Annotated in this window: 21 protein-coding genes; 18 read left to right on the forward strand and 3 right to left on the reverse strand. The window is 67.0% G+C overall.

Annotated elements, in window-relative coordinates:
- The first annotated feature begins 43 nt into the window (after positions 1-43).
- Positions 44-781, forward strand: coding sequence for an ATP-binding cassette domain-containing protein (locus LN450_RS21485; protein WP_011345900.1), 738 nt, complete (start codon positions 44-46; stop codon positions 779-781).
- Complete coding sequence (locus LN450_RS21490; protein ID WP_011345901.1) at positions 778-2250, forward strand: ABC transporter permease/substrate-binding protein; 1473 nt, start codon at positions 778-780, stop codon at positions 2248-2250. The genes LN450_RS21485 and LN450_RS21490 overlap by 4 nt, the downstream gene beginning before the upstream one ends.
- Before the next feature lie 190 nt (positions 2251-2440).
- On the opposite strand, the gene LN450_RS21495 is transcribed toward LN450_RS21490, so the two are convergent.
- A complete protein-coding gene (locus LN450_RS21495) occupies positions 2441-3622 on the reverse strand; it encodes an aminotransferase class V-fold PLP-dependent enzyme (protein WP_011345902.1) in 1182 nt (393 codons plus the stop codon).
- Between the two features lie 71 nt (positions 3623-3693).
- Between LN450_RS21495 and egtB the strand changes: the two genes are divergently transcribed.
- The 3 genes from egtB to LN450_RS21510 are packed head-to-tail and all read left to right on the forward strand — an operon-like array spanning position 3694 to position 6245.
- Entirely contained in the window at positions 3694-4977 is a 1284-nt protein-coding gene (gene egtB, locus LN450_RS21500; RefSeq protein ID WP_039417759.1) for an ergothioneine biosynthesis protein EgtB, read from the forward strand.
- Positions 4974-5960, forward strand: a complete 987-nt coding sequence (gene egtD / locus LN450_RS21505) for an L-histidine N(alpha)-methyltransferase (protein ID WP_039417761.1) — start codon at positions 4974-4976, stop codon at positions 5958-5960. Before egtB ends, egtD begins: the two co-directional genes overlap by 4 nt.
- A gap of 15 nt (positions 5961-5975) precedes the next feature.
- Positions 5976-6245 (forward strand): DUF3253 domain-containing protein, encoded by a 270-nt coding sequence (locus LN450_RS21510; protein WP_039417763.1) that lies wholly within the window; start codon positions 5976-5978, stop codon positions 6243-6245.
- A 110-nt stretch (positions 6246-6355) separates the two neighbouring features.
- Here the strand turns inward: LN450_RS21510 and LN450_RS21515 are convergent, their stop codons facing one another.
- On the reverse strand, positions 6356-10099 hold the full coding sequence (locus LN450_RS21515) for an indolepyruvate ferredoxin oxidoreductase family protein (protein ID WP_170808593.1): 3744 nt from the start codon (positions 10097-10099) through the stop codon (positions 6356-6358).
- Positions 10100-10258: 159 nt separating this feature from the next.
- On the opposite strand from LN450_RS21515, the gene LN450_RS21520 reads away from it, so the two are divergent.
- From LN450_RS21520 to LN450_RS21580, 13 genes are all read left to right on the forward strand, one after another.
- Positions 10259-10894: a hypothetical protein gene (locus LN450_RS21520; protein WP_008571529.1), complete on the forward strand. Its 636-nt coding sequence runs from the start codon at positions 10259-10261 to the stop codon at positions 10892-10894.
- Between the two features lie 834 nt (positions 10895-11728).
- Positions 11729-12646 (forward strand): AEC family transporter, encoded by a 918-nt coding sequence (locus tag LN450_RS21525; RefSeq protein WP_011345908.1) that lies wholly within the window; start codon positions 11729-11731, stop codon positions 12644-12646.
- Positions 12647-12969: 323 nt separating this feature from the next.
- Positions 12970-13602: a ParA family protein gene (locus LN450_RS21530; protein ID WP_011345909.1), complete on the forward strand. Its 633-nt coding sequence runs from the start codon at positions 12970-12972 to the stop codon at positions 13600-13602.
- A gap of 15 nt (positions 13603-13617) precedes the next feature.
- Positions 13618-14094: a SixA phosphatase family protein gene (locus LN450_RS21535; protein WP_003488452.1), complete on the forward strand. Its 477-nt coding sequence runs from the start codon at positions 13618-13620 to the stop codon at positions 14092-14094.
- 3 nt (positions 14095-14097) lie between these two features.
- A complete protein-coding gene (locus LN450_RS21540; protein WP_008571534.1) occupies positions 14098-14670 on the forward strand; it encodes a YceI family protein in 573 nt (190 codons plus the stop codon).
- Positions 14667-16685: a phospholipase D family protein gene (locus LN450_RS21545; protein WP_011345911.1), complete on the forward strand. Its 2019-nt coding sequence runs from the start codon at positions 14667-14669 to the stop codon at positions 16683-16685. Before LN450_RS21540 ends, LN450_RS21545 begins: the two co-directional genes overlap by 4 nt.
- A gap of 296 nt (positions 16686-16981) precedes the next feature.
- The gene (locus LN450_RS21550; protein ID WP_011345912.1) at positions 16982-17410 is read left to right on the forward strand and encodes a hotdog fold thioesterase; all 429 of its coding nucleotides are present in this window, start codon (positions 16982-16984) and stop codon (positions 17408-17410) included.
- Positions 17411-17431: 21 nt separating this feature from the next.
- A complete protein-coding gene (locus tag LN450_RS21555; protein WP_011345913.1) occupies positions 17432-18331 on the forward strand; it encodes a lysophospholipid acyltransferase family protein in 900 nt (299 codons plus the stop codon).
- Between the two features lie 59 nt (positions 18332-18390).
- Positions 18391-19380 carry a YheT family hydrolase gene (locus tag LN450_RS21560; RefSeq protein ID WP_011345914.1) on the forward strand — a complete coding sequence of 330 codons (990 nt, stop codon included), beginning with the start codon at positions 18391-18393 and terminating at the stop codon, positions 19378-19380.
- A 20-nt stretch (positions 19381-19400) separates the two neighbouring features.
- Complete coding sequence (locus tag LN450_RS21565) at positions 19401-19634, forward strand: hypothetical protein (RefSeq protein WP_039417469.1); 234 nt, start codon at positions 19401-19403, stop codon at positions 19632-19634.
- 149 nt (positions 19635-19783) lie between these two features.
- Complete coding sequence (locus tag LN450_RS21570) at positions 19784-21856, forward strand: tetratricopeptide repeat protein (RefSeq protein WP_011345916.1); 2073 nt, start codon at positions 19784-19786, stop codon at positions 21854-21856.
- A gap of 190 nt (positions 21857-22046) precedes the next feature.
- A complete protein-coding gene (locus LN450_RS21575) occupies positions 22047-22658 on the forward strand; it encodes a YbhB/YbcL family Raf kinase inhibitor-like protein (RefSeq protein WP_011345917.1) in 612 nt (203 codons plus the stop codon).
- A 79-nt stretch (positions 22659-22737) separates the two neighbouring features.
- Entirely contained in the window at positions 22738-23748 is a 1011-nt protein-coding gene (locus tag LN450_RS21580) for a zinc-dependent alcohol dehydrogenase family protein (RefSeq protein ID WP_039417472.1), read from the forward strand.
- A 55-nt stretch (positions 23749-23803) separates the two neighbouring features.
- Here the strand turns inward: LN450_RS21580 and LN450_RS21585 are convergent, their stop codons facing one another.
- Entirely contained in the window at positions 23804-24619 is an 816-nt protein-coding gene (locus LN450_RS21585; RefSeq protein ID WP_011345919.1) for an META domain-containing protein, read from the reverse strand.
- Positions 24620-24754: the final 135 nt, after the last annotated feature.

Below are 24754 nucleotides of genomic sequence, written 5' to 3' on the forward strand. Positions count from 1 at the left end.
ACCTTCGCGCGTGGCTGACGCTGCCTTCGGCAAGCTCGGCCGCATGTTCACTCTCGACCGGGTCAGCCGCCGCTACGGCCAGGCCATCGCACTCGATGCTGTCTCGCTGACGTTTGCCAGCGGCATCACGACCGCATTGATCGGCCCGAGCGGCGCCGGCAAATCCACCGTGCTGCGCATGCTGGTCGGGCTGGAGTGGCCGGACAGCGGCACGGTCGCTTTCGACGGCACCCCGTTGCAGCGCGCCAACCTGCAGGCGCAACGGCAACGCATCGGCTACGTCATCCAGGAAGGCGGCCTGTTTCCGCATCTGGATGCACGCAGCAACGTGACCTTGCTGGCACAGACGCTGGGCTGGACGCGGGAACGCATCGAGGCGCGTCTGGATGTCTTGTGCGCCCTGTGCCAATTGCCAACGCAGTTGCTGGCGCGCTACCCGGCCGAACTCTCCGGTGGTCAACGCCAGCGCGTGGGGCTGATTCGTGCACTGATGCTGGACCCGCCGGCCTTGTTGCTGGACGAACCACTCGGCGCGCTCGATCCCATCGTGCGCTACGACCTGCAGGCGCAAATGCGCGAACTGTTCGCGCAGCTGGGCAAGACCGTGGTGCTGGTGACGCATGACGTGGCCGAAGCCGCCTATCTGGCCGACAACCTGGTGCTGATGCGCGCCGGCCGCATCGTGCAGCAAGGCCGTGCGCGCGATCTGCTGGAGCAGCCGGCCGATGCGTTCGTGCAGCGCTTTCTCACCGCCCAGCGCAGCATTGGCGATGCCGCATGATGGCGCGTGCGCTCATCGCCGTGGTGTGGCTGATCTGCAGTGTTAGCGCGCAGGCCGCGCAGGTCACCATTGGGTCGAAGAACTTCACCGAAGCGGTGATTCTTGGCGAAATCGCCACCGCCGCCGGCAAACGTGATGGTGTAGACGTGCAGCACCGCGCACAACTCGGTGGCACGCGCATCCTGTGGCGGGCGCTGGAGACCGGGCAGATCGACGCGTATGCCGAATACACCGGCACGCTGGCACAGGAGCTGCTGCAACTGCCCAACGCCAGCCAGGCCGAGCTGCGTGCCGCACTCGACGCACGCGGGCTGGCGATGACCGATTCGCTGGGTTTCCAGAACACCTATGCCTTCGGTATGAAGCGCGAACGTGCGCAGGCATTGGGCATCGCCTCGTTGTCGGATCTTGCACGGCATCCCAGCCTCAAGATCGGTCTGAGCAATGAGTTCATGCAGCGCGCCGATGGCTGGCCGGGCGTGCGCGCGGCGTACGCGCTGCCGCAGGCCGCGACCGGGCTGGATCACGACCTGGCCTATCGCGCGTTGCAGAGCGGCGCCATCGAGGTCACCGATCTGTACAGCACCGATGCGGAAATTCCGTATTACCAGCTGCAGGTGCTACGCGACGACCGCCATTATTTCCCGGACTACCAGGCGATTTTTGTGTATCGCAAGGACCTGGCGCACCGCTCGCCGGCGATGCTGCAGGCCTTGCGGGGGCTGCAAGGACGTATCGATGAAGCGACCATGCAACGGCTCAATGCACAGGTCAAACTGGAGCGGCAGTCCGAAGCGGCGGTTGCCGCGCGTTGGCTGGGCGTCACGCCGGCCTCTGAAACGGACTCGCGGTTGACGCGGCTGCTGCGGCATACGCGCGAGCATCTGGCGTTGGTGGGTATTTCTTTGGGTCTGGCGTTGCTGCTTGCGCTGCCGTTGGGCGTGCTGGCGGCGCGGCGTCCACGTCTGGGGCAGGTGGTGTTGTCGTTGACCGGTGTGCTGCAGACGCTGCCGTCGTTGGCGGTATTCGTCTTCATGATTCCGCTGTTCGGCATCGGCGCCAAGCCGGCGATTGCCGCGCTGTTCTTGTATAGCCTGCTGCCGATCGTGCGCAACACCCATGCCGGGCTGACCTCGATCCCACGCGAACTGCGCCAGACTGCGCACGCCATCGGATTGCCCGCGTGGACACGCCTGTGGCGGGTGGAACTGCCGCTGGCCCGCCGCACGATCGTGGCCGGCATCCAGACCGCGGCGGTGATCAATGTGGGCACCGCCACGCTGGGTGCGCTGATCGGTGCGGGCGGCTATGGCCAACCGATTCTCACCGGCATCCGTCTGGACGATATCGGCCTGATTTTGGAAGGCGCCATTCCCGCTGCCGTGCTTGCGCTGCTGGTGCAGGCGGTGTTCGAAGGCGCGGAGCGATGGGTCACGCCGCGTGGGTTGCGGATCAGCCAGCGGCAGTGACGCGGGTTCAATCGCTGAAAATCGCGCGCGCCGCTTCGCTGCCGCTGATCCTTACGCCAATTGTCGTTCGTAGAGCGCGCTGGCCTGCGATGGAGCCTTGCCGATGCTGCCTGATGACGCGCTGGCCTGCGTACATGTGTTGCAACCAGTACCGCTGCAGATGCCTGGCCCGCGATGCCTGCGCGCCGCCTCACCCATCCGGCAGCGCTGCAATGACCTGTGACAACGCGTGGTCGGTGACGCTCAAATGTGGCGCGATGCGCAGACGTCCATGCCGACGCGTGCAGATCACGCCACTCGCGCCGAGCGCCGTTGCCACCGCATCCAATGCCGCTGCCGGCGGCTGCAGTGCGGTGAGATGCGGCGCATGTCCGGGCGTGCACCAGCTGCCCACGCCGCGCGCCTGCAGGGCGGCGTCCCAATGCGCAGTCAACTCGCCCAACGCCGCTGCGATGCGCGCCGGCTGCCACGCGGTGAGTTGTTGCAGGGCCACCGTGGCCGTTGCGACCCGCAACGGGTCGGCAACCCCGCCCGCATCGAATCGGCGTGCACCGCTGCGATACCGCGGCGCGCTGGCCACCGGAAATTCCCAACTGCTGCCCGCATCGCGGCCGATCCAGTGTTCTTCGATCGGCAGCCCGTCCGTGCGCCACTGCGGCGCGACCCACAGCCATGCCAATCCCATCGGCCCGAGCAACCATTTGTGCCCGACGCTGACCACGAAATCCGGTTGCCAGCGCGGCAGATCCGGTGGCAACACCCCAAGGCTCTGGCTCAAGTCCAGCACCAGGGCAGCGCCGCGTGCCTGCATGGCGGCACTGATGCGGTCCAGATCCAGCATTCGCCCGTCCAGCCAGTACGCATGCGGCAAGCTGGCAATCCGCAGCGCAGGCGTGTCGGCAATGGTCTGCAGCACTGCATCGGTCAAGCTGCCGCCAGCGGTGGCGGGCACCGCCACCAGATGCGCGCCGGTCTCTGCGCAGCGGCGCTGCCAGATCAACAGATTGGACGGAAATTGCCCTTCCAGCACCAGCACTGCGTCGCCGGCTTGCACAGGCAGATTGCGCGCGGCCGTGGCCAGGCCGTGCGCGGCCGACGGCACCATGGCCACCGCATCGGCATCGCCGTCCAATAGCGCGGCCGCAAGTCCGCGCACCTGCTCGATCTGCTGTAACCAGGTATCGAACGGCAACCGCCATGGTGTGGCCATTGCATCGACCGCCTGGTGCGCAACGGTCTGCATGGCGCGCAACAACGGACCACGCGACGCCGCATCCAGATGGATGACCCCGGAAGGCAGCGCGAACGCCTGCTGACGCTGGGCCCACGCGAGGGGCGCAGCAAGCGTACTGGACAGAGATGGCGATGACATGCCCACAGCTTACCGCTGGCTGCCACGCTGCCCACACGGCACGTTCACGGGCGCTCCCCAAGCATAGGGCGATGTCTGCACTCTCACCTCTGCTGGGCCACCTCCAGCAACAGCAGTTGATGCTGCTGGAACGCTACGCGCAGACCCGCGCGCTGAGCGACCGTCTCGCCGCACCCTTGAGCGCCGAAGACGCGATGGTGCAGAGCATGCCGGACGCGAGCCCGAGCAAATGGCATCTGGCGCACACCACCTGGTTTTTCGAACGCTTCGTGCTGCAGGCCGATCCGGCGTACCGCGTGTTCGACCCGGCCTGGGACTTCCTGTTCAACAGCTACTACCAGAGCGTGGGGCCGATGCATGCGCGGGCCCGCCGCGGCGTGCTTTCGCGCCCCTCGTTGCAGCAGGTACGCGACTACCGTGCTGCGGTCGATAGGCAGATGCAACAGCGCTTGCGCGAGGGCCTGCTCGATGCACAGGCCTGCACCGTCGTGCAGCTCGGCATCCAGCACGAGCAGCAACACCAGGAGTTGCTGCTGACCGATATCAAGCATGCGCTGTGGAGCAACCCGTTGCAGCCGGCCTACCGTGACCTGCCCACACCGCCTGCGGCCGTTGCCAGCCCGCTGCGCTGGCATGCGCGCGACGAGCAGATCGTCCAGATCGGCGCCGCTGCATGGCCACAGGCCGACATCTTCGCCTACGACAACGAATCGCCGCGCCATCGCGTGCTGGTCGGTGCGCATGCGCTGGCCAGCCGTGTGGTCACCAACGCCGAGTTCCAGCAATTCATCGATGACGGCGGCTACCGCAGTGCCGGTGCCTGGCTCAGCGATGGCTGGGCGATGGTGCAGGCGCAGGGTTGGCAACATCCCTTGTATTGGGATGCCGATGGCCGCGAGTTCACGCTGGACGGCTGGCGCACGCGCGATCCACACGCGCCGGTCTGTCATCTGAGCCTGTTCGAAGCCGATGCGTTCGCGCGCTGGGCCGGTGCGCGCCTTCCCACCGAAGCCGAGTGGGAGCAGGCCGCGACCGGCGTGCCGGTACAGGGCAATTTCGTCGACACCGATGCGTTGCATCCGCGTGGCGCAGAAGCAGTGGACACCGGTATCCAGCAGCTGTTCGGCGATGTCTGGGAGTGGACCGGTAGTGCGTACCTGCCGTATCCAGGCTTTACCCCGTGGCCCGGGTCGCTGGGCGAATACAACGGCAAATTCATGAATGCGCAATGGGTCTTGCGTGGTGGCAGTTGCGCCAGCCCGGCCAGCCATCTGCGTGCCAGTTACCGCAACTTTTTCCCCTCCGATGCGCGTTGGCAGTTTGCCGGCGTGCGCCTTGCCAAGGATCTGCCTTGAACGCCGCCGCCCATGCCCTGCAACGCGCGCACGCCGCGCTGACCGACCTGCGCCCGCAGCCGGACGACATCACCGCCGATGCACTGGCGGGGTTGTCGCAAACGCCCAAGACGCTGCCGTCGAAATATTTCTACGATGCGCGCGGCTCGCAACTGTTCGAAGCCATTACGCAGCAGCCGGAGTATTACCTCACCAGCACCGAGCTGAGTTTGCTGGAAGCCAGCATGGGCTCGATCGCTCAGGCGATCGGCGCTGGCGTGCATGTGGTCGAATACGGCAGCGGCAGCGGCCGCAAGACCGAGTTGCTGCTGCAGGGCCTGCGCGATGTGGTGGCCTACACGCCGCTGGAAATCTCCCGTACCGCGCTGCTGGAAAGCACCGCGCGGCTGGCCCAGCAATTTCCGCAGATCCAGATGTTGCCGGTGTGCACCGACTTCACCAAGCCGCTGCGCCTGCCCGATGCGCAGCGCCCGGCGCGGCGGCACGTGGTGTTCTTCCCCGGCTCCACGCTCGGCAATTTCGCCGATGCGGCCGCGATCGAATTGCTGGATGCGATGCGCCAGACCATGGGCAGCGATGGTTGCGCCCTGATCGGTATCGATCTGGACAAGGACGCCGGGCTGATCGAGGCGGCCTACAACGATGCAGCCGGCGTCACCGCCGAGTTCACCCTCAACCTGCTGGCGCGGCTCAATCGCGAGATCGGGAGCGATTTCGATCTGGACGGTTTCCGTCACCACGCGGTGTATGTCCGTGAGCGCGGCCGCATCGAAACCTTCCTGGTCAGCCAACGCGCGCAGCAGGTGCGGGTCGGCGGCAAGGACATCGCGTTTGCCGAAGGCGAAGCGATGCAGGTCGAATACAGCTGCAAATACACCGACGCGCGTTTTGCCGAACTGGCTGCCGCAGCCGGGCTCAAGGTCACCCACGGCTGGAACGATGCCAAGGATTGGTTCGGCCTGCGCCTGCTGCGCCCATTGTGATCCTGCGGGGCAGGCGTGCAGTCGCCCGATGATGCGCAGGTTGCCGCGTTGATCCGGCACCTGCTTGCGCAACGTCGGCCCGAGCAATCGATCTGTCCCTCGGAAGTCGCGCGTGCTTTGAGCGATGACGCGGCGGTGTGGCGAAGCCTGATGCCCCAGGTGCGTACGGTGGCCGCAGCTGCCGCAGGCAGAGGCCTGGTACGGATCACCCAGCAGGGTCGAACTGTGGACCCTGCCACCGCACGCGGACCGATTCGACTGATGCGTGGGCCGCATTTCGACTGAAGCCCCATTGAGTGGATGCGCCAGCTTCCGTATGTTGCGGGATTAAGTAGCGGGATTAAACCGAATGTCGCCGAGCGACTACATCAAAAGGATGTAATCGTTCGGTGACATCAGGCCGCCTGCACCACATGCAACGCCTTGGGATTACGCCACTGCGCCAGCAGCGCGGCTTCGCGCGCCCTGGCTTCCTGCAGATGCGCGTGCTTGACGTGGCCATAGCCGCGAATGTGTTCCGGAATGCTGGCGATCTGCGCGGCCAAGCCCACGTTATCGGCATCCAGCCGTTCCAGCAGCATGTCCACGGTTGCGCTGTAATCGGCAATCAGCCGACGCTCGCCACGCCGTTCTTCGCTGTAGCCGAAGACGTCGAACTTGCCGCCACGCAGGAACTTCAATCGCGCCAGCAGCTTGAAGGCGGTGAACATCCACGGCCCGTACTCGCGTTTGATCAGGTTGCCGTGTGCGTCTTTCTTTGCCAGCAACGGCGGCGCCAGATGGAAGCGCAGGGTGTAGTCGCCCTCGAACTGTTGTTGCAACCGACGCTGGAAATCGCCACGCGTATACAGCCGCGCCACCTCGTATTCATCCTTGTAGGCCATCAGCTTGAAGGCGTACCGGGCCACCGCCTCGGTCAGTGCGCTGCTGCCGGGCACGCGCTGCAGCTCGTGCGTGCGTACGCGCTCGACCAGGCTGCGATAACGCTGCGCGTAGGCCGCATCCTGGTAGTCGGTCAGGAACGCGACGCGACGCGCGATGGCCTCGTCCAGCGAATGCGCCAACTGCTCGTCGTCGAGCGGCGCGGCCGGTGCAGCGACCTCGCCATGCAACGTGCTGCCGTCGGTCTGTGCCAGCGCACGCGGTGCGCTCTGGCCGCTGAGATCGTGCTCTTCCCAGCTGCCTGGTCCGCGTGCATGCGGTGTATCGCCATGCAGATGTGCAGGCGCGTCGGCACTGGCCAGACCCGCAGCGCGTTGCACCGCCGGCAGATCGATCGCCGCCAGGCGCCCCCAGGCGAACGCCTGCTGATTCATCGCAACGGCTGCACCATTGAGTTCGATCGCGCGCATCAGCGCCGCATGCGATAGCGGCACCAACCCGTGCTGCCACGCGTAGCCGAGCACGAACAGATTGCTGGCGATGGCGTCGCCCAGCAACGCCGTTGCCAGCTGCGTGGCATCCAGCAACAACGGCTCCTGGCCACCGAGCGCAGTGCGCACACCGGCGATGATCTCGGCAGCGGGAAACTGCAGGTCCGGTTGCGTGGTGAACGTGCCCGGCATTGCTTCGTAGGTGTTGAGCACCACCTGGGTGCGGCCATCGCGCACTTTGGAGAGCGCCCAATAATCGTTGACCACCACCATGTCGCAGCCCAGCACCAGGTCTGCTTCGCCGGCGGCGATGCGCACGGCGTGGATGTCGGCGGGCTGGCGTGCGATGCGGATATGCGTGGTCACCGCGCCGCCTTTCTGCGCCAGGCCGGTCTGGTCCAGCACCGTGGCGCCCTTGCCTTCCAGGTGCCCGGCCATGCCGAGCAGCGCGCCGATGGTCACCACGCCGGTGCCGCCGACGCCGGTGATCAGGATGTTCCAGGGCCGTTCCAGCGCGGTGCGCTTGGGCGGTGAGGGAAGCGTGTCCAGCAGCGTGCTGGCGTCGCGCCGCTTGCCCTTGCGCGGGGCACCGCCATGCACGGTGACAAAGCTCGGGCAAAAGCCCGCGACGCAGGAATAATCCTTGTTGCAGTTGGACTGGTCGATCTGGCGCTTGCGCCCGAATTCGGTTTCCTTCGGCAACACCGACACGCAAAAGCTTTTCTCGCCGCAATCGCCGCAGCCTTCGCACACCAGCGAATTGATCATCACCCGCTTGGGCGGATCGACCAGCTTGCCGCGCTTGCGACGGCGGCGTTTCTCGGTGGCGCAGGTCTGGTCGAAGATCAGGATCGACACGCCCTTGACGGTGCGCAGGTGCTGCTGCACCGCATCCAGTTCGCCACGATCGTGAAACGCGACCTCAGGCGGAAACAGCTCGCGCCGCCGCGTCCACTTGCCGATGTCGTCGCTGACCACCGCAATCTCATGGATGCCTTCGGCGCGCAGCTGGTGGGCGATGTCCGGCACGGTAAGCGTGCCGTCCACCGGCTGCCCGCCGGTCATCGCCACCGCATCGTTGTAGAGAATCTTGTAGGTGATGTTGACGCCGGTGGCGACCGACTGCCGGATCGCCAGCGAGCCGCTATGGAAATACGTGCCATCGCCCAGGTTCTGGAACACGTGCGGGGTGTCGGTAAACGGCGCCTGCCCGGACCACGTGACGCCTTCGCCGCCCATGTGGGTGAAGGTGTCGGTGGCACGGTTCATCCAGGTCACCATGTAGTGGCAACCGATACCGCCCAGCGCGCGCGAGCCTTCCGGCACGGCGGTGGAGGTGTTGTGCGGGCAGCCGGAGCAGTAATGCGGCACGCGCGGGAATTGCGCGCGCGGCAAAGCCATTTCCGCTTCCTTGGCGTCCATCCAGCGCAGCCGCTGCTGGATCGAATCGGTATTGATCGTGCTCGATTGCAGCAGGCGCAGGATGCGCCTGCCGATCACCGCCGCGATGGTGGCCGGCGTCAGTTCGCCGGTGGACGGCAGGATCCACGCGCCCTGCTCATCGTACTTGCCGACAATGCTCGGCCGCGCGCCGGCGCTGGCCGGCCAGTTGTAGAACAGTTCCTTCATCTGGCGCTCGATGAAGGCCTTTTTCTCTTCCACCACCACGATGTCTTCAAGCCCCTGCGCAAACGCGCTGATCCCTGCCGGCTCCAGCGGCCAGGTCATGCCGACCTTGTAGACGCGGATGCCGATCTGCGCGCAGGCCTGCGCGTCCAGACCCAGGTATTCCAGCGCCTGCAGCACGTCCAGGTAGCTCTTGCCGGTGGTGACGATGCCCAGTCGCGCATTTGGTGAATCCAACACCACCTTGTCGATGTGGTTTGCGCGCGCAAAGGCTTGCGCGGCGGCGATCGCATACCGGTGCAGGCGCATCTCCTGGTCCACTGGCGGGTCCGGCCAGCGGATGCTCAAGCCGCCCGGCGGCAGTGCGAAATCCTCCGGCAGCACGATGGTGCGCGCGAACGGGTCCACGTCCACCGAGGCGGACGATTCCACCGTTTCGGCAATCGTCTTGAAGCCGATCCAGCGCCCGGTGTAGCGGCTCATCGCCCAGCCGAGCAGGCCCATGTCCAGGATGTCCTGTACCCCGGCCGGATTGAGGATGGGCATCATCGCGCTGACGAATTCGTCTTCGGACCCGTGCGGCAGGGTCGAGCTGCGGCAGGCATGGTCGTCGGCGGCCAGCGCCAGCACGCCGCCAAACGGCGAGGTGCCGGCGGCATTGCCGTGCTTGAAGACGTCGCCGCTGCGGTCCACGCCCGGCCCTTTGCCGTACCACATGCCGTAGACGCCCTGCACGTTCGCGCCGGGGAACAGGTTGGTCTGCTGGGTGCCCCACACCATGGTGGCGGCAAGGTCCTCGTTCAGACCTGGAGTGAAGGTGACCTTGGCCGCGTCCAGGTGTTTGCGCGCCCGCCACAGTTCCAGGTCCAGCCCGCCCAGCGGGCTGCCGCGGTAGCCGCTGATGAAGCCGGCGGTCTCCAGCCCGGCGGCGTCATCGCGCAGGCGCTGCAGCAGCGGCAGCCGCACCAGCGCCTGCACACCGGACAGGTAGATGCGCCCATCGGTGCGCGTGTACTTGTGGTCCAGCGTGTAGTCCGCATCCACCCGGCCGAGCTCCGGCGTGTTGGCAGAGTCGGGAGAAGAAAGCGCAGCGGTACTGGTCATGGCGTGCCCGGAAAGGGTGGCTGGGCCCCGGTGCATGTCATCTGAAACTATCTGACGCACCCGACGGATTCCAAAACGGCGGCGCAAAGTGTAACAGTCAGCTTTTCCGCACCTATCCCTGTGCGGATGCGCAGCCGACGCGCTGCGGGTAGGATGGGGATGGGAAGGGGTCGTTTGCTGTCAGGGGAAAACACAGTGAAAAGGAAATACGCGTGGGCCGCTCTGGCCCTGCTCGGAGGGGTGTGGTCGTTGGCGCAGGCGCAGAGCTTGCCCAAGCCCAAGGAGTTCTATTTCGACGAAGACCGCGGTACCACCAAGGCCGTTGTGGCCGTACAGGGCCAGGGCGATGCAGTCGTCGACCGGCTGGCGGCGATGGTGCAACGCGACGCCCGTGCGGCCGATCCGCGCGCGCAGTTGGCGGCGCTGGCTTATGCGGGCGGGCGCACCCAGTTGGGCGATGAGTTGTATCAGGGCGCGCTGGCGCTGGTCTCCAACGGCAGCCAGCAGTACCGGGCCATCACCTGGAACTATGGATGGGACCTGCTGCGTGCCGACCAGCCCGACAAGGCGCTGCAGCAATGGGCCAACCTGGCCAATGGCCGTCCGGCCACGCCGGAATGGCTGCCGACCACGGCTGCACTGGCGCTCTGGCGCGCCGGACGCAAGCAGGAGGCGGTCGAGTGGTATGCCGCAGCCGTGCGCACCTGGCCGGACCGTTGGAGCAGTACCGCCAACTACGCCAGCCTGTTGCCGGAATGGCGCGAGGCAGAGCGCGCCAGCCTGGCCGAGGTCTTTGCGGCCTGGCAGGCCAACCCGCCGGCGTTTCCGTAAGCGCCTCGCCGCGCTGCGGGAGTTCCTGCAGCGCGGCGTGTGCAGTGAATCGACCGGTTGCCGCCATTTGCCGATACGCCAGGCGCCATCTGGCGCGTCGGCCTGCCGCCTACTTGAAACGAAGACGTCTAATCGTTGATTCCGCTAGCTCAGTGAAAGGCTGAGCAGGTCTGCGCCTGATCGCAGTCACGACTCAAAACTTTGGCGTGCCGACGTTGCGAAGTCGATGCGGGAGAGCAACGCGTTGGTCTGTGGCGTGGCTGCGGGGTCCTTGTCCGCCCACCATCGCAGGACACGCTGCAAGTACGTTTTTGTAAGCGCTTGCGCGGCAGCCGTGCCGCGTAAGGTCCCGCGACGGCGGGCGCAAGGACCAGTTGAGATGGTCGATGCGCAGAGCTAAGACAGCAGCAGGTCGCCTGGCTGGCGCGGCGTCCTCGCTCCTTCAATCGAGTCACCAACGAACTGTCTGATGCGCTGTGCTTGCCGATCGCGGGACCGTTGGCGGCATGGATCCCGCCATCGAGCCTCCACGGACGGGTTCACGGCGTGTCGCGCACTCGGCGCTGCAAGCTTGCTCCACGGCCTGGTCCGCCCACCATCGCGGAACACGGTGCAAGGACGTGTTTGACCAACGCATTGTCCGGAGCGGCGAGGGCGCCGCGTGTTCGATACGCTGGCTTCCGCATAGGGAAACGATGCGGTCGTGGCAGCTCCGCGGTGACCGGAGCTCGGGTGGCGTGCACCTTGCACCCCAGCCAGGCCAACGCATCCACCGATGCGCGCACCGCGCGCTATGCGATCCTGTGCATCGCTTTCCAACGGACACGATCGCGCATGGCGGTAGATGCATTTGCCTTGATTCTGGCCATGTTGGGGCTGGGCCTGCTGTTCGCCCGCCTGCGGGTGTTGCCGGACAACAGCGCCGATGTGCTCAACCGCATCGTGCTGTACATCTGCCTGCCGGCGTCGGTGCTGACCTATGTCCCGCGCCTGCATCTGGATGCTTCGCTCGGTGGGGTGATTGCCACGCCATGGCTGCTGACCGCCATCATCGTGCCGTTGCTGTGGGGTTGCAGCCGCCTGTTGCGCTTGGGCCGCGCCGAATACGCCGCGCTGCTGATGTGTGTGGTGTTTACCAATTCAAGCTTCATCGGCTTTCCGATGGTGCGCGCGCTGATCGGCGATCACGCGCTGCCGTATGCAGTGGTCTACGACCAGTTCGGCACCTTCGTGTTGCTGTCCACGTTCGGGCTGTATGTGCTGGCCCGGTACAGCGGCGACACCCCGCCGACCGCACGGCTGATCGCGATGCGCGTGCTGCAGTTCCCGCCGTTGTGGGCGCTGCTGTTCGCCTTGACCCTGATGCCCGAGCAACCGCCGGCCTGGATTGGCTTGGGCCTGAAGAACCTGGCCGATGCGATGTTGCCGCTGGTGATGCTGTCGGTGGGCTTTTCGCTGCAGCTGCGCCTGCCTGCCGACGAACTCAAGCCCTTGGCGGTGGGCCTGGTGTTCAAGCTGCTGCTGATGCCGGTCCTGGCCTTGCCGTTGTCCTGGGGGCTGGGCCTGCATGGGCAGATGCTGCAGACCAACGTGCTCGAATCGGCCATGCCCACCATGATCACCGCCGCCGCGCTGGCCATTTCGCACCGGCTGGCCCCGCGCCTGGCTGCAGCGATGGTCGGCTACAGCATCCTGCTGTCGTTGCTGACGCTGCCTGCGTGGGCCTGGCTGCTGGCGCGGCTGGTGGCGTGAAACCGTAACGCTCGCAGCAGCCAGAGCGCGCTGGCGCCGCAGGCACACGCTTGCGCTTGTTCGGGCTGTGGTACGCCAACACCTGCAACATCGGCGCCATGCTGCATTGCGACGCCGCGGCTGAGCGATACGCGTGGACGATCTTGCGCCGTGCCAGGCTTCCATCGTTGCCACGCACAGCTGCGGCGCAAGGCCTTGCGCGCATCGGCTGAAGGTCTGCGCTGTCGTTGCCTGTCCCGCAGCAGTGCGTTTAACGCGTTTCGACTACTTCCTCACCTTGCCGCGGTGTACGCTGCCGGCTTGCTCCCGGAAGCGAGGCGTGCATGAAGACAGTCCTGGTGGCCGCCTCCAAAGGCGGCGTCGGCAAGACCACGATCGCCACCAATCTGGCCGCACATGCGGCGTTGCAAGGCCAGCGCACCGTGCTGGCAGATGCCGATCCGCAAGGCTCGTCCACCCGCTGGGCAGAGCGCCGCGCCAGCCTGGAAAGTGCGGTCTTGCCGATCGACGCCACCAAGCGCCGCAGCTGGCAGAGCGCCGTGCCGGACGGCACCGATGCCCTGATCGTCGATGCGCCGGCCGGTGCCATGGCCGACGACCTGAGCGGATTTCTCGACCACGTCGATGCCATCGTGGTACCGGTGTTGTCCTCGGCGCTGGATATCGAAGCGGTGGTCGGCTTTCTCAACACGCTGGCCAAGGTGCCGCGCGTGCATCAGCGCAAACTGCCGGTGGGCCTGGTGCTCAATCGTGCCCGTCCCTGGACCCAGACCTCGCAACAGGCCGCCGACATGATCGGCAACTGGCCGTATCCGCTGGTGACCCAACTGCGCGACACCCAGGCCTATGTGGTGATGGCCGGGCTGGGACGCAGCTTGTTCGACTACCGCTCGGCGCAGGTGCGCGACCATCAACAGGACTGGGAGCCGCTGTTCAAGTGGCTCAAGAAGTCCTAGAACCGGAAAGTTCCTATGCGCGAATTGATCTTGTTGCGACATGCCCACGCCGAACCGGCCGATACCGGCCAGGCCGATTTCGATCGCCCGCTGTCGCCGCACGGCATCGCCGAGGCCGAGGCGGCCGGGCGTTGGCTGCGCGAGCAGCGGCTGGTGCCCGACCGGGTGCTGTGCTCCCCGGCCCGCCGCGCCCGCGAAACCCTGGAGGCGGTGCTCGAGCTCACCGGCTACATCGAACAACGGCTGGACGAACGCATCTATGAGGCCACGCCCGGCACCCTGGCCAGCCTGGTGGACGAACATCGCGAGGCCGAGCGCCTGCTGCTGGTGGGCCACAACCCTGGCCTGGAACGGCTGGCAGCGCTGATGCACAGCGGCCAGACCGGCGATTACCGCGGCATGCCCACCGCCTCGATCGCGTTGCTGGCCTTGCCGCTGGACGCCACCATCGAGCCGGGCATCGCCCGCCTGACCGCCTTCTGGTGGCCCTGATCCGTGTCATCGTCGCTGCGCTGGTACGCCTGGCTCGCGCTCTGGGTCGTGTTCCCCTGCATGGCGCAGCAGAAGGTGCAGTCCATCGACCCGGCGCAATCGCGCTTCGGGTTCGAGATCAAGACGCGCTTCGGAATGAAGATCGAGGGGTTTTTCCCGCGTTTTCGCGGTGATGTGGTGACCTTGGCCGATGGGCGTCAGCAGGTGCGCTTCCGGCTGGACGCCACTCAGGTGGAGATCCCCGGCAAGGACCGCTACACCAGCTGGATGCGCGGGGAAGATTTCTTCGACGTTGCGCAGTACCCGGTCGTCGAATTCGAGTCGCTGCCGTATGTCGACGAAGTGGTGAAGCAGGGTGGCGACATCGTCGGCAACCTGACCATCCGCGGAATCACCCATCTGGAAACGCTGCATGTGGTGCCGGCCGAATGCACGCGGCCGGGCTATGATTGCGACGTGATCAGTCGAGGGACGGTCCTGCGTGGACGTTACGGAATGAATGCGTGGCAGATGGCCCTGGGCGACAGGGTGACGTTCATTCTGCGTGGGCGCCTGCAGGAGGCGCGGCGCCCGTGAAGTGCCTGTTGAGGGTGTGCGTGCTGGCAACGTTGTTGCTCGGCACCGGATGCGCCAGCCTGTCACAAACCGAACGCAACCGTGCCGCCGGTGTCGCTGCCGCGGCACGCAGCACTGTAGTCAATTGCAGCCAGGCCGATCGCTGTGCGCAACCCTCGCCATTGCGCGCGCTGGGCGGGGAGGCGATGACCGCCTCCACACCGGCGGCACCGCGGCATTACGCCACCATCGTCGACCACGGCGAAGAATCGCTGGTGGCCCGGCTCAACCTGATCCGCAGCGCCACCCGCAGCATCGATCTGCAGACCTACATCTTCGACAAGGACGACAGCGCGCGCATGGTGCTGGACGCACTGGTGGACGCCGCCCAACGCGGGGTCAAGGTGCGCATCCTGATCGATCAGTTGTCGGCGATCGCCGATCTGCAGATTCTCGGTGCGCTGGCCAGCAGTCATGAAAACCTGCAGCTGCGCATCTACAACCCCACCTTCGGCAAGGTCAAACTCAATTACTTCGACTATGCCGGCAGCGTGCTGTGTTGCTTCCGCCGCTTCAACCAGCGCATGCACAACAAGCTGCTGGTGGTGGACGACGTGCTGGGCGTGGTCGGTGGGCGCAATTACCAGGACGACTATTACGACTGGGACAGCGAGTACAACTTCCGCGACCGCGACGTGATTCTGGCCGGGCCGGAAGTGCGCGCCATGGCCGCCAATTTCGATGCGTTCTGGCGCGCCCGGCGCAGCGTCCCGGCCGAGCGTCTGAACGATGTCGGGCGCCTGCTGCTGGAGCAGGGCGTGCCGACGATGCCGCCGGCCGAGTTCCGCCGGCCCGACCGGGTGGCGCGGGTGGACCGCGAAGTGCGCGACCCGCAATTCGTGCGCGACGCTTTCGTGACCCCGGCCATGCCGGTGCAGCGTGTGCTGTACGTGGCCGATCTGCCGCAAAAGCACCGCCGGGAACATGCGGCCAAGGCGGTGTCCACGGCGCCGGAACTGGATGGCCTGATTGCCGGCGCGCAGCAGGAAGTGCTGCTGCAGACCCCGTACCTGGTGTTGTCCGACCAGGCGCAGGCGATCTTCCGCACGTTGCGCAAACACCCGCAGCCGCCGCGCATCGTGGTGTCGACCAATAGCCTGGCCGCCACCGACAACCCCATCGTGTATGCGCTCTCGTACAAGTTCAAACGCCGCAACATGCGCGAGCTGGGCTTCAATGTGTACGAGTTCAAGCCGTTTCCGCTCGACGCCCCGGTGGATTACGCCAACCTGGTGCCGGACCCGCTCAACCCCGCTTCCGAGGTCAATCGGGACAGCCGCAACAATCGCCTGATCGGCGGCAGCGCAGCGGGCAATGCGATGCGCGGCAGCAGCGGCCCGGAAGGCAACGCCAGCGCGAGCGCCGGCAGCGTGCTGCGCGGCAGTGGCGGCGGCCGTGCGCCGGGCGGGAGCGAGGTCGATCGGCGCGTGTTGCGTACCGAAACGCGGCCCTCGTTCCTGGGCACGCGCGCGGTCAACAAGCCGCTGCCGGTGACCCGCGCCGGTGCGCGCATGGGCTTGCACGCCAAGTCGTTGGTGGTGGATCGCCGCATCGGCGTGATCGGTACGCACAACTTCGACCCGCGCAGCGAGAACTACAACACCGAAGCGGCCGTGGTGATCGACGATGCGCGCTTTGCGCAGGCGTTGGCTGCCAGCATCGAACGCGACGTCGCCCCGGAAAATGCCTGGACGGTGGCGCCGCGCGAAAAGCCGCCGGTGCTGAGCGGGTTGAACTACAGCGTGGGCAAGGTCTCCGAAGCCTTGCCGGTGCTGGACTTCTGGCCATGGCGCTACGCCACCAACTACGAGTTCCAGCCCGGCCCGGATTGCCCGTTCCCGCTCAAGCGGCAGGACCCGCAGTTCCGCCAGTGCTATGTGGCGGTGGGCGATTTTCCGGAGGTCAATGTCGGCCCGAAGTGGCTGCTGGTGCGCATGCTGACCGCCTTCGGCGCCGGGCTGGTACCGATTCTCTGATCGGCTGGCGTGCCGCGCGGGTCGCAGCAGCCGGTGCCCGCGGCGCAGCGCGTTGTGGTTGGATGCACGCAGTTGGCTGCGAATCGGCCCCTGGACGCCGGAAATCGCCGAAGCGGCTGCAGTTGTCACGGGCGAAGGTCGCGTAGTGCATCGGCGCCCCAACAAATGCTGTCTGCCATCGGCAGCACTGCCCAGTTGCATCGCGCCCCAGGCGCCGGGATGCTCTTGCGCTCCCCATTCCCCATTCCCCATTCCCCATTCCCCATTCCCCATTCCCCATTCCCCATTCCCAGCCCATGACCTTCCGCGAACCCGTCGATTTAGCCGCCCTCAATGCCGCCAGCCGCGATACCTTGATCGAGCATCTGGGCATCGTCTTTACCGAAGCCGGTGACGATTGGCTGCGCGCCACCATGCCGGTGGATGCGCGCACCAGGCAGCCCTACGGCCTGCTGCACGGTGGCGCCTCGGTGGTGCTGGCCGAAACGCTGGGCAGCAGCGCCGGCAACCTGTGCGTGGATATGTCGACCCAGATCTGCGTGGGGCTGGAGATCAATGCCAATCACCTGCGCGCCGCCACCCAGGGGCTGGTGACCGGCACTGCACGGGCGGTACATGTGGGGCGTAGCACGCATGTCTGGGACATCACCATCGAAAACCCGGCCGGCAAACGCGTCTGTGTGTCGCGATTGACCCTGGCGGTGGTCGCGCGCAGCAATGGCTGAGCTCGCCCGGCAGCGGCATGCATGGAACAGCGTCATCCGCTGCCGGCACTGCGCGGCGGCCACGCTGCTGTCACAATGGTTGCGCTTCCTTCCCCCGTTACCGGTTCCGTTCGTCGAATGAGCGAGTCATCCCTGGACGCCACGCGCGACGCTGGCGGCGCGTTGCGTTGGTTCCGGTACCTCTACCGGGTGCCACTGTTGTTGCTGCATCTGTGTCTCGGCCTGCCGGTCACCATGCTGTGCGTGGTGGTGCCGGCGCTGGCGCAGATCCGGATCGGGCACGACGACACCCTGGAGGAGCGGATGATCCGCTGGTGGCAGGGCACCTTGATGCGGGTGTTCGGCTTCCGGCTGCGCCGCTTCGGGACGCCGCTACCGGGCGCGACCCTGTTCGTGGCCAACCACCTCAGCTGGGTGGATATCTCCATCCTGCACAGCCAGCGCGTGATGGGGTTTGTGGCCAAGCGCGAAATCGCCGGCTGGCCGCTGGTGGGCTGGCTGGCAACCAAGGGCCAGACCATCTTCCACCAGCGCGGCAATACCGAATCGCTGGGCGGGGTGCTGCAGGAAATGCTGCTGCGCCTGCAAAGCGGCAAGCCGGTGGGGGTGTTCCCGGAAGGACGTACCCGTGGCGGTACCGAAGTGGGCCCGTTCCATGCGCGCATCTTCCAGGCGGCGGTGGAAGCCGGGGTGCCGGTACAGCCGGTGGCGCTGCGGTACGGGCTGCGCGGCAACGCGCAGGCGGTGGTGGCCTTCGGTGAGCGCGAGAGTTTCTTCGCCAATATCGTGCGCCTGTTGGGCGAGCCGTCGCGGCTGGCCGAAGTGCATTTTCTCGAGCCGATTCGCGCGCTGGACATCGAAGGCCGCCGTCGCATGGCCGAGACCTCGCGCCAACGGATCGTCGCAGCGATGGAATCCTAGCCGACGATGCGCACGCGCCTCTCCCCTGCGGCCAGCCGCAACGCCGGTGCGATGCGCGCATGAACGCCTCCGATTACTTGCCGCCGCGCTGGCTGCGCAATCCTCACGTGCAATCGGTGCTGGGCAGCAGCGCCTTGCGGCGCATCCGTAGCCGCCAGTTGCTGGCCGCCAGCGGTGCGGTCACCAGCGAACATATCCTCGATGGCGGCGACGGTGTGCGCCTGCAGGGTTGGATGAGCATCCCGCCCGGCGATGCGCCACCGCGCGGCACCGTGCTGTTGCTGCATGGCTGGGAGGGCAGCGCCGATTCCAACTACATGCGCCTGACCGCCGCGCGCCTGCTCGGTCTGGGCTACCAGGTGTTCCGGCTGAACTTCCGCGACCACGGCGGTACCCACCATCTCAATGTAGACCTGTTCCACTCCGACCGCATCGAAGAAGTGGTCAATGCCGCAGGCGATCTGTGGCGGCGTTTTCCTGCGCCGCAGTTGCTGGCTGCAGGGTATTCGCTGGGCGGGAATTTCGCGCTGCGGCTGGCGCTGCGTGCGCCCGCCGCCGGCCTGCCGCTGGCGCGCGTGGCGGCGGTGTGCCCGTTGCTGGACCCGGCCGCCACCATGACCCAGCTGGAGAAGGGCCCGCAGTTCTACGACTGGTACTTCCGCCGTAAATGGCGCGAATCGCTGCTGCGCAAGCGCAAGCTGTTCCCCGAGCAGCACGGGTACGACGACGCCACCCTGGCGCTGGACATGCGCGGGCTGATGGCCTGGCTGGCGGTGAAGCACACCGGACACGGCTCGCTGGAAGCGTATTTCGACAGCTACTCGATTGCCGGCCAACGCCTGGCCAACCTGCAGGTGCCGGTCGACATCCTGATGGCCGAAGACGACCCGGTGATTCCGTTCGCCGATTTCGCCGCCTGGCAGTTGCCGGCGCATGCAAAGCTGGAAATCGCACGCTGGGGCGGGCATTGCGGCTTTCTGGAAAACGCCCGCGGCGACGGCTTTGCCGAACGCTGGGTGGCCGAGCGGCTGACCACCGCGCGCGAATGACGCTGAGACGACATCCGTCCATGGATGCAGTGATCGCCGTTTTGCCAGTGATCGTCGGTTGCGTGAGGGTCTACTTCAGCGCTATCAGCCTCTACACCCGGCCGCAGACCGGGCAGATCCTGTTCCGCTCCCGCGCAGGATCGGTTTCCGTCGGCGCCCATGCTGCGCTCTGGCATCTGGGCCAGTTGATGTTTGGGGCGCTCTGCGTGGCCTGCGGCGCGAGCGTGCTGCGTCGGACGTCGGCAAGCGTTTGAACCTCTGGCCGGCGCGAACGATCGATGTGGGTTCGCACCGCCGATAACGCCCACCCTGCACACGGCGGCAGGCAGCAGCGTGCGTCGCCCATGCAAGCCGCCGCAGCGCGCATCGTTACAATAGCGGTTTGTCCGGGACCGCCACCGCCATGCAAGACGCCATCCTTCAAGCCCTGCGCCGCAATGCGGCCGACGATGCGGTGGCGCTGGCCCGCGAGTGGGTCACCAACGCGCCCGATCACGCCGGTGCCCACCGCTGGCTGGCGCTTGCGCTGCAGCAGCAAGGGCAGCCGGTGCTGGCACTGGACAGCATCGATACCGCGCTGACGCTGACGCCCGAAGATGCCGACCTGCACCTGCTGCGCGCCGGCGCATTGCTGGCCACGCGCGATCTGTCCGCCGCCGATGCCGCGCTGTCGCGCAGTACCGCGCTGGATCCCAACCAGTTCAATGCCTACGTGATGCAGGCGCATCTGGCGGTGGCACGCGGCGATCTGGACGAGGCCGAGCGGCTGAGCCGCACCGCTGCGCGCCTGGCGCCGGAACACCCGCAATTGCTGGCGGTCGATGGCGTGGTGGAAATGCGCCGCGGCCACAGCGACCGCGCGCTGGCGCTGTTGACCCGCGCTGCCGAGCAGCTGCCCGACGATGCCCGCGTGCTGTTTTCGCTGGGTTTTGCGTATCTGCAGAAGGAGCATTTTGCGTTCGCCGAGCGCGCCTTCGAGCGCGTGATCGAGCTCAATCCGCCGGGCACCGCACTGCGCGCCTTCATTGCGCAACTGGCCCAACGCCAGGGCCGCCTGGACGATGCACTGGCGGCGATGCAGGGCGTGCTCGAGCAGCCCGGCGGCGATCTGCCGGCCATGCGCCGGCTGGCCGGCGAGATGGAGCTGCAGGCCGGTCGTCCCGATCAGGCCGCCGCGCACCTGCGCCTGGCACTGGCGCACTGGCCGGCCGATCGCCGCACGTTGCACGCGCTGCTCACCGCCTGGGAGCGGCTGGGCGCGGTGGACGATGCGCGCGACACCCTGGATGCGGCACTGGCCACCTCGGCCACGGCACACGACCTGTGGCTGGCGCGCCTGGCAGTGGAGCCGGTCGGTGGGCCGCAGGCGCAGGCGGTGATCGAGCGCTGGCTGCTGGCCATGCCCGAACACCTGCCGGCGCTGGAAGCGCTGATGCGCGTGCACGACATGCAGGGCCAGGCCGACGAGGCGGAAATGGTGGCGCGCCAGATCGTGGCGGTGGAGCCGGGCCGCATCAGCGGCGAGCAGCGCATCGTCGAAGCCTTGCTGCGACGCGACCCGCCGGCGGCGATCGCCTGCGTCGAATCGTTGATCGAGTCGCTGCCTGCACCGCAGCAGACCGTGCTGCGGCCATGGCTGGGCAATGTGCAGGACCGCGCCGGCCAGCCCGATGCCGCCGTGGGTACCTGGATGCAGTTCCACCGCGAACAGGCCCAGCATCGGTTGCCGCTGCCGCCGCAGGCAGCCAGGCAGCCGACGCAGTGGCCTGCGCTGGGCAGCATTCCCGACACGGTCACCGCACGCCCGCTGTTCGTGTGGGGCACGCCCGGCTCGCATGTCGAACGCCTGGTCGCGGTGATGGGCGCGGCCACCCCACTGGTGCGTGGCGACCGCTATGGCACCACGCCGCCATCGGATGCGCTGCAGAGCTACCGCACCCTCGAACAGTTGGCCTCTGGCGAATTGGCACCGACGGCGCTGGTGGAAGGCTGGAAGGCGCAACTGCCGCGCCGCGGCATCGACGATGGCAATGTCATCGACTGGTTGCTGTGGTGGGACAACACCTTGCTGACCGCGCTGCGCCCGCATCTGCCCGAGGGCCGGCTGGCGATCGCGTTGCGCGACCCGCGCGACATGTTGCTGGACTGGCTCTCGGCCGGGGCGTCGGCGCCGCTGGCACTGCAATCGCCGCAGCAGGCCACCGACTGGTTGCTGATCGCGCTGGAACAGCTGGCCACGCTGCGCGAGCGCGACCTGTACCCCCACCGCATCATCCGGCTGGACGGGATCGAAAACGACCCGCAGGGTATTTCGACGGCCCTGGAGCAGGCGTTCGGGCTGAGCTTCCCGCTGGTCGAACCGCGTGGCCCGGCACGGTTGGCCTCCGGCCGCTGGCGCGATTACCGCGGCGTGCTCGGCGCGCAGTTCGATCTGCTCACCCTGATCGCGGTGCGCTTCGGCTACCCGCAGGACTGAGGCGCCATCAACGCGGTCGCGCCCACGGCAGTTGGGCGTGGCCGCAGTCGCTTCGTCGCATCGTGTGCAGGCGCGGTACGTACGCGGCGGTAAACCCGGCCGAGCGCATCAGAAGGTTCCATCGCGACGTCTTCCGCTGTGGCGCGGACCCAGGCACCCTGATCCGTATCGCTTCCCTCGGAGACCCGCCATGCGTCTGACCAGCAACAGCATCGAAAACGGCAACCCCATCGCGGTGGAATTTGCCGCCGGCACGCCGGAGGGCTTTGCGCCCAACCGCAATCCGCACCTGGCCTGGAGCGAGGTGCCGGCCGGTACACAGTCGTTTGCGCTGCTGTGCCTGGACCCGGACGTGCCGACCGTGCCCGACACCGTCGGCCGTGACGACCTGCGGATTCCCGTCGAGCAGCCACGCACCGATTTCGTGCATTGGGCCATGGCCGATATCCCCGCCGATGTGCATGAGATTGCGGCGGGCAGCTGCAGCGACGGCTTCGTGGTCAAGGGCAAGCAGCAGCCAGCCGGCCCGGCCGGTGCCCGGCAGGGCCTGAATTCCTACACCCAGTGGTTCGCCGGCAATGCCGACATGGCCGGCCACTACCGTGGCTACGACGGCCCGTACCCGCCGTTCAACGACCTGCGCGTGCACCGGTATTTCTTCCGCGTGTTCGCGCTGGACGTGGCCAAACTCAGCCTGCCCGACAGCTTTACCGCCGCCGATGTGCTGTCGGCGATGCAGGGGCATGTGCTGGCCGAAGCGGCGTTGCACGGCACCTACACGTTGAACCCGTCGCTGCGCTGAGTGATCGCGCCGATGGCGTCGATCGCCCATCCCCTGACGCCAGCCACGTCCGGCCGGCGTCGCAGCACAGGTAATCCCCTTGAAAGCATTCCAGATTGGCAATCAAACCGGCCTTGACAGCCTGGTCGCGGTCCAGATGCCTGAGCCGGTCGCAGGGCCAGGTGAGGTCATCGTCGCTCCGCGGCTGGTCGGCCTGATCAACCGCGACCTGCAGATCCTGAAAGGCACCTACGGCGGCAAGCTTGCGCCCACGCGCGTTCCGGTTGCCGAGGGCGTGGGCATCGTGACCTCCGTCGGTGCCGGTGTCGGCCAGGTCGCGCCAGGCGACCGTGTCGTCAGCGGGCACTTTCCCACCTGGCTGGAGGGCAGGTTCGATGCCGAGATGTTCGCCCACGACCTGGGCGTGACCCACGACGGCTGGCTGGCCGAAAAGGTGTCGCTGCCTGCCAGTGCCCTGATCAAGGTGCCTGCGTCGCTGGAGGACGAGGATGTCGCGGCGCTGGCATCGGCCGCGGTGACCGCCTGGAACGCCCTGGTGGACGTGGCCAGGATCAAGGCCGGCGACCTGGTGCTGTGTCTGGGAACCGGTGGCGTCTCGATGGCCGCGCTCCAGCTGGCCAAGCTGCACGGGGCCCGCGTCGCCATCACCTCGTCCAGCGACGACAAGCTCGAGCTCGCACGCCGCCTGGGCGCCGACATCACCGTCAACTACCGCACCCACCCCGACTGGGCCGAGGCAGTCGTGCAGCTGTCCGGCGGTGGCGTGGACGTGATCATCGAGACCGGCGGGCAGGACACCTTGGGGCAGTCGATCAAGGCGGCGGCCGCGAACGCGACCATCGTGGTGATCGGCGTCACCCCCGGGGCGTCTTCGCCCATTCCCGATTACGTGGCGTTGATCCGCAAGAACGTGACCATTCGCGGGATCGCCAACGGCAGCCGGGCGATGTTCGTGGACCTGCTGCGGGCGATCGAGCAGCACCGCATCAAGACCCTGCACAGCAAGACGTTTCGGTTCGATGAGGCGCCCCAGGCCTTGGACTATTTCGCCAAGGCGCAACACGTGGGCAAGGTGCTCATCCGGTTGTGATGCGGGGCGGCGTCGCAGCGTGCGATGCCGTCGCCGGCTCCCTACTGCGGCTGCGCTAGCCGCCGGCTTCGATCATCTGGTCGAGCACGTAGACCGGTTTGGCGTCAGGCGCGCTGACGGCCGGGTAGCGGGTCACGCGCAGCAGCGTGCGGATTCCCTCTTCATGGTCGAAACCCTCGATCGTGCCGTCGTAGGGCTGCCACGACGTGGCGGCCGCTGTCGCGGCGGCCGCGCCCGGCTCGTGCTCGCGCACTTGGAGGCAGCGGCGCGCAGGGTCCAAAACGCAGGGCACGGTCTCTGCGGCCACTTCGATCAGCAGCGTCTGCCCCGGCCCGCCATACCGGGTGTCCGCGGTGGGCGTACCGCCGAAGATCAGCACGGTGCCGTCGCTGCGGGTCAGGGTCAGGCCAGGCACGGCTGCCGCGTTGTCCATGACCACTGCAAAGCGCCCGGACAACAGGTCGCTGGCCGCGCGTTCCTGCGCCATCCGGCGTGCATCGGCGCACATCCGCTTGCTCGAGACCACCCGGCCAATCTGCACGTGCGCCTGGGCCACGCTGTAGTTGGCGCCCAGCGCGTTGCAGGTCTGGCTGACCTGGATGCGCTGATCGTCGAAGTCCAGTTGCACTGGCGACACGCCGTCGACGAACAGACTGCGCAAGGCCGTGCCATGCGCATCGCTGGCCTGCTGCAAGTGCCAGTGCTGCGCACGCAGGGCAGCGCGCAATGGGACATTGTCCGTGTCGGGGGGAGCGGTGACCGGTGCCCGCGCAGCAGCGTGGCCGGAGCCGGGTGGGTCCGGCGATGCACCCGACCCGCAGGCCGTCACGCCCGCCGCCAGCAATGCAGGGGCGAAGAACACGGCACGCATGCGCAGCTCCCGGTGGTCGATGCGTCAGTGATACCGCCAGCGTGCGCCCGGGGCAATGACCGGCGTCACGACGTGGACGCATCAGAGCCACCAACCAAGCGACTGCGTCCGATATCCGGCGGGGCGGCCGTTGCC

Source organism: Xanthomonas euvesicatoria pv. euvesicatoria (assembly GCF_020880415.1).
GTDB lineage: Bacteria > Pseudomonadota > Gammaproteobacteria > Xanthomonadales > Xanthomonadaceae > Xanthomonas > Xanthomonas euvesicatoria.

Bases quoted from the DNA above. Each gene is read 5' to 3' on its own strand.
- LN450_RS21485 (WP_011345900.1), top strand. From the start codon at position 44: ATGTTCACTCTCGACCGGGTCAGCCGCCGCTACGGCCAGGCCATCGCA.
- LN450_RS21490 (WP_011345901.1), top strand. From the start codon at position 778: ATGATGGCGCGTGCGCTCATCGCCGTGGTGTGGCTGATCTGCAGTGTT.
- LN450_RS21495 (WP_011345902.1), bottom strand. From the start codon at position 3,622: ATGTCATCGCCATCTCTGTCCAGTACGCTTGCTGCGCCCCTCGCGTGG.
- egtB (WP_039417759.1), top strand. From the start codon at position 3,694: ATGTCTGCACTCTCACCTCTGCTGGGCCACCTCCAGCAACAGCAGTTG.
- LN450_RS21515 (WP_170808593.1), bottom strand. From the start codon at position 10,099: ATGCACCGGGGCCCAGCCACCCTTTCCGGGCACGCCATGACCAGTACC.
- LN450_RS21525 (WP_011345908.1), top strand. From the start codon at position 11,729: ATGGCGGTAGATGCATTTGCCTTGATTCTGGCCATGTTGGGGCTGGGC.
- LN450_RS21530 (WP_011345909.1), top strand. From the start codon at position 12,970: ATGAAGACAGTCCTGGTGGCCGCCTCCAAAGGCGGCGTCGGCAAGACC.
- LN450_RS21535 (WP_003488452.1), top strand. From the start codon at position 13,618: ATGCGCGAATTGATCTTGTTGCGACATGCCCACGCCGAACCGGCCGAT.
- LN450_RS21550 (WP_011345912.1), top strand. From the start codon at position 16,982: ATGACCTTCCGCGAACCCGTCGATTTAGCCGCCCTCAATGCCGCCAGC.
- LN450_RS21555 (WP_011345913.1), top strand. From the start codon at position 17,432: ATGGAACAGCGTCATCCGCTGCCGGCACTGCGCGGCGGCCACGCTGCT.
- LN450_RS21560 (WP_011345914.1), top strand. From the start codon at position 18,391: ATGAACGCCTCCGATTACTTGCCGCCGCGCTGGCTGCGCAATCCTCAC.
- LN450_RS21565 (WP_039417469.1), top strand. From the start codon at position 19,401: ATGGATGCAGTGATCGCCGTTTTGCCAGTGATCGTCGGTTGCGTGAGG.
- LN450_RS21570 (WP_011345916.1), top strand. From the start codon at position 19,784: ATGCAAGACGCCATCCTTCAAGCCCTGCGCCGCAATGCGGCCGACGAT.
- LN450_RS21575 (WP_011345917.1), top strand. From the start codon at position 22,047: ATGCGTCTGACCAGCAACAGCATCGAAAACGGCAACCCCATCGCGGTG.
- LN450_RS21585 (WP_011345919.1), bottom strand. From the start codon at position 24,619: ATGCGTGCCGTGTTCTTCGCCCCTGCATTGCTGGCGGCGGGCGTGACG.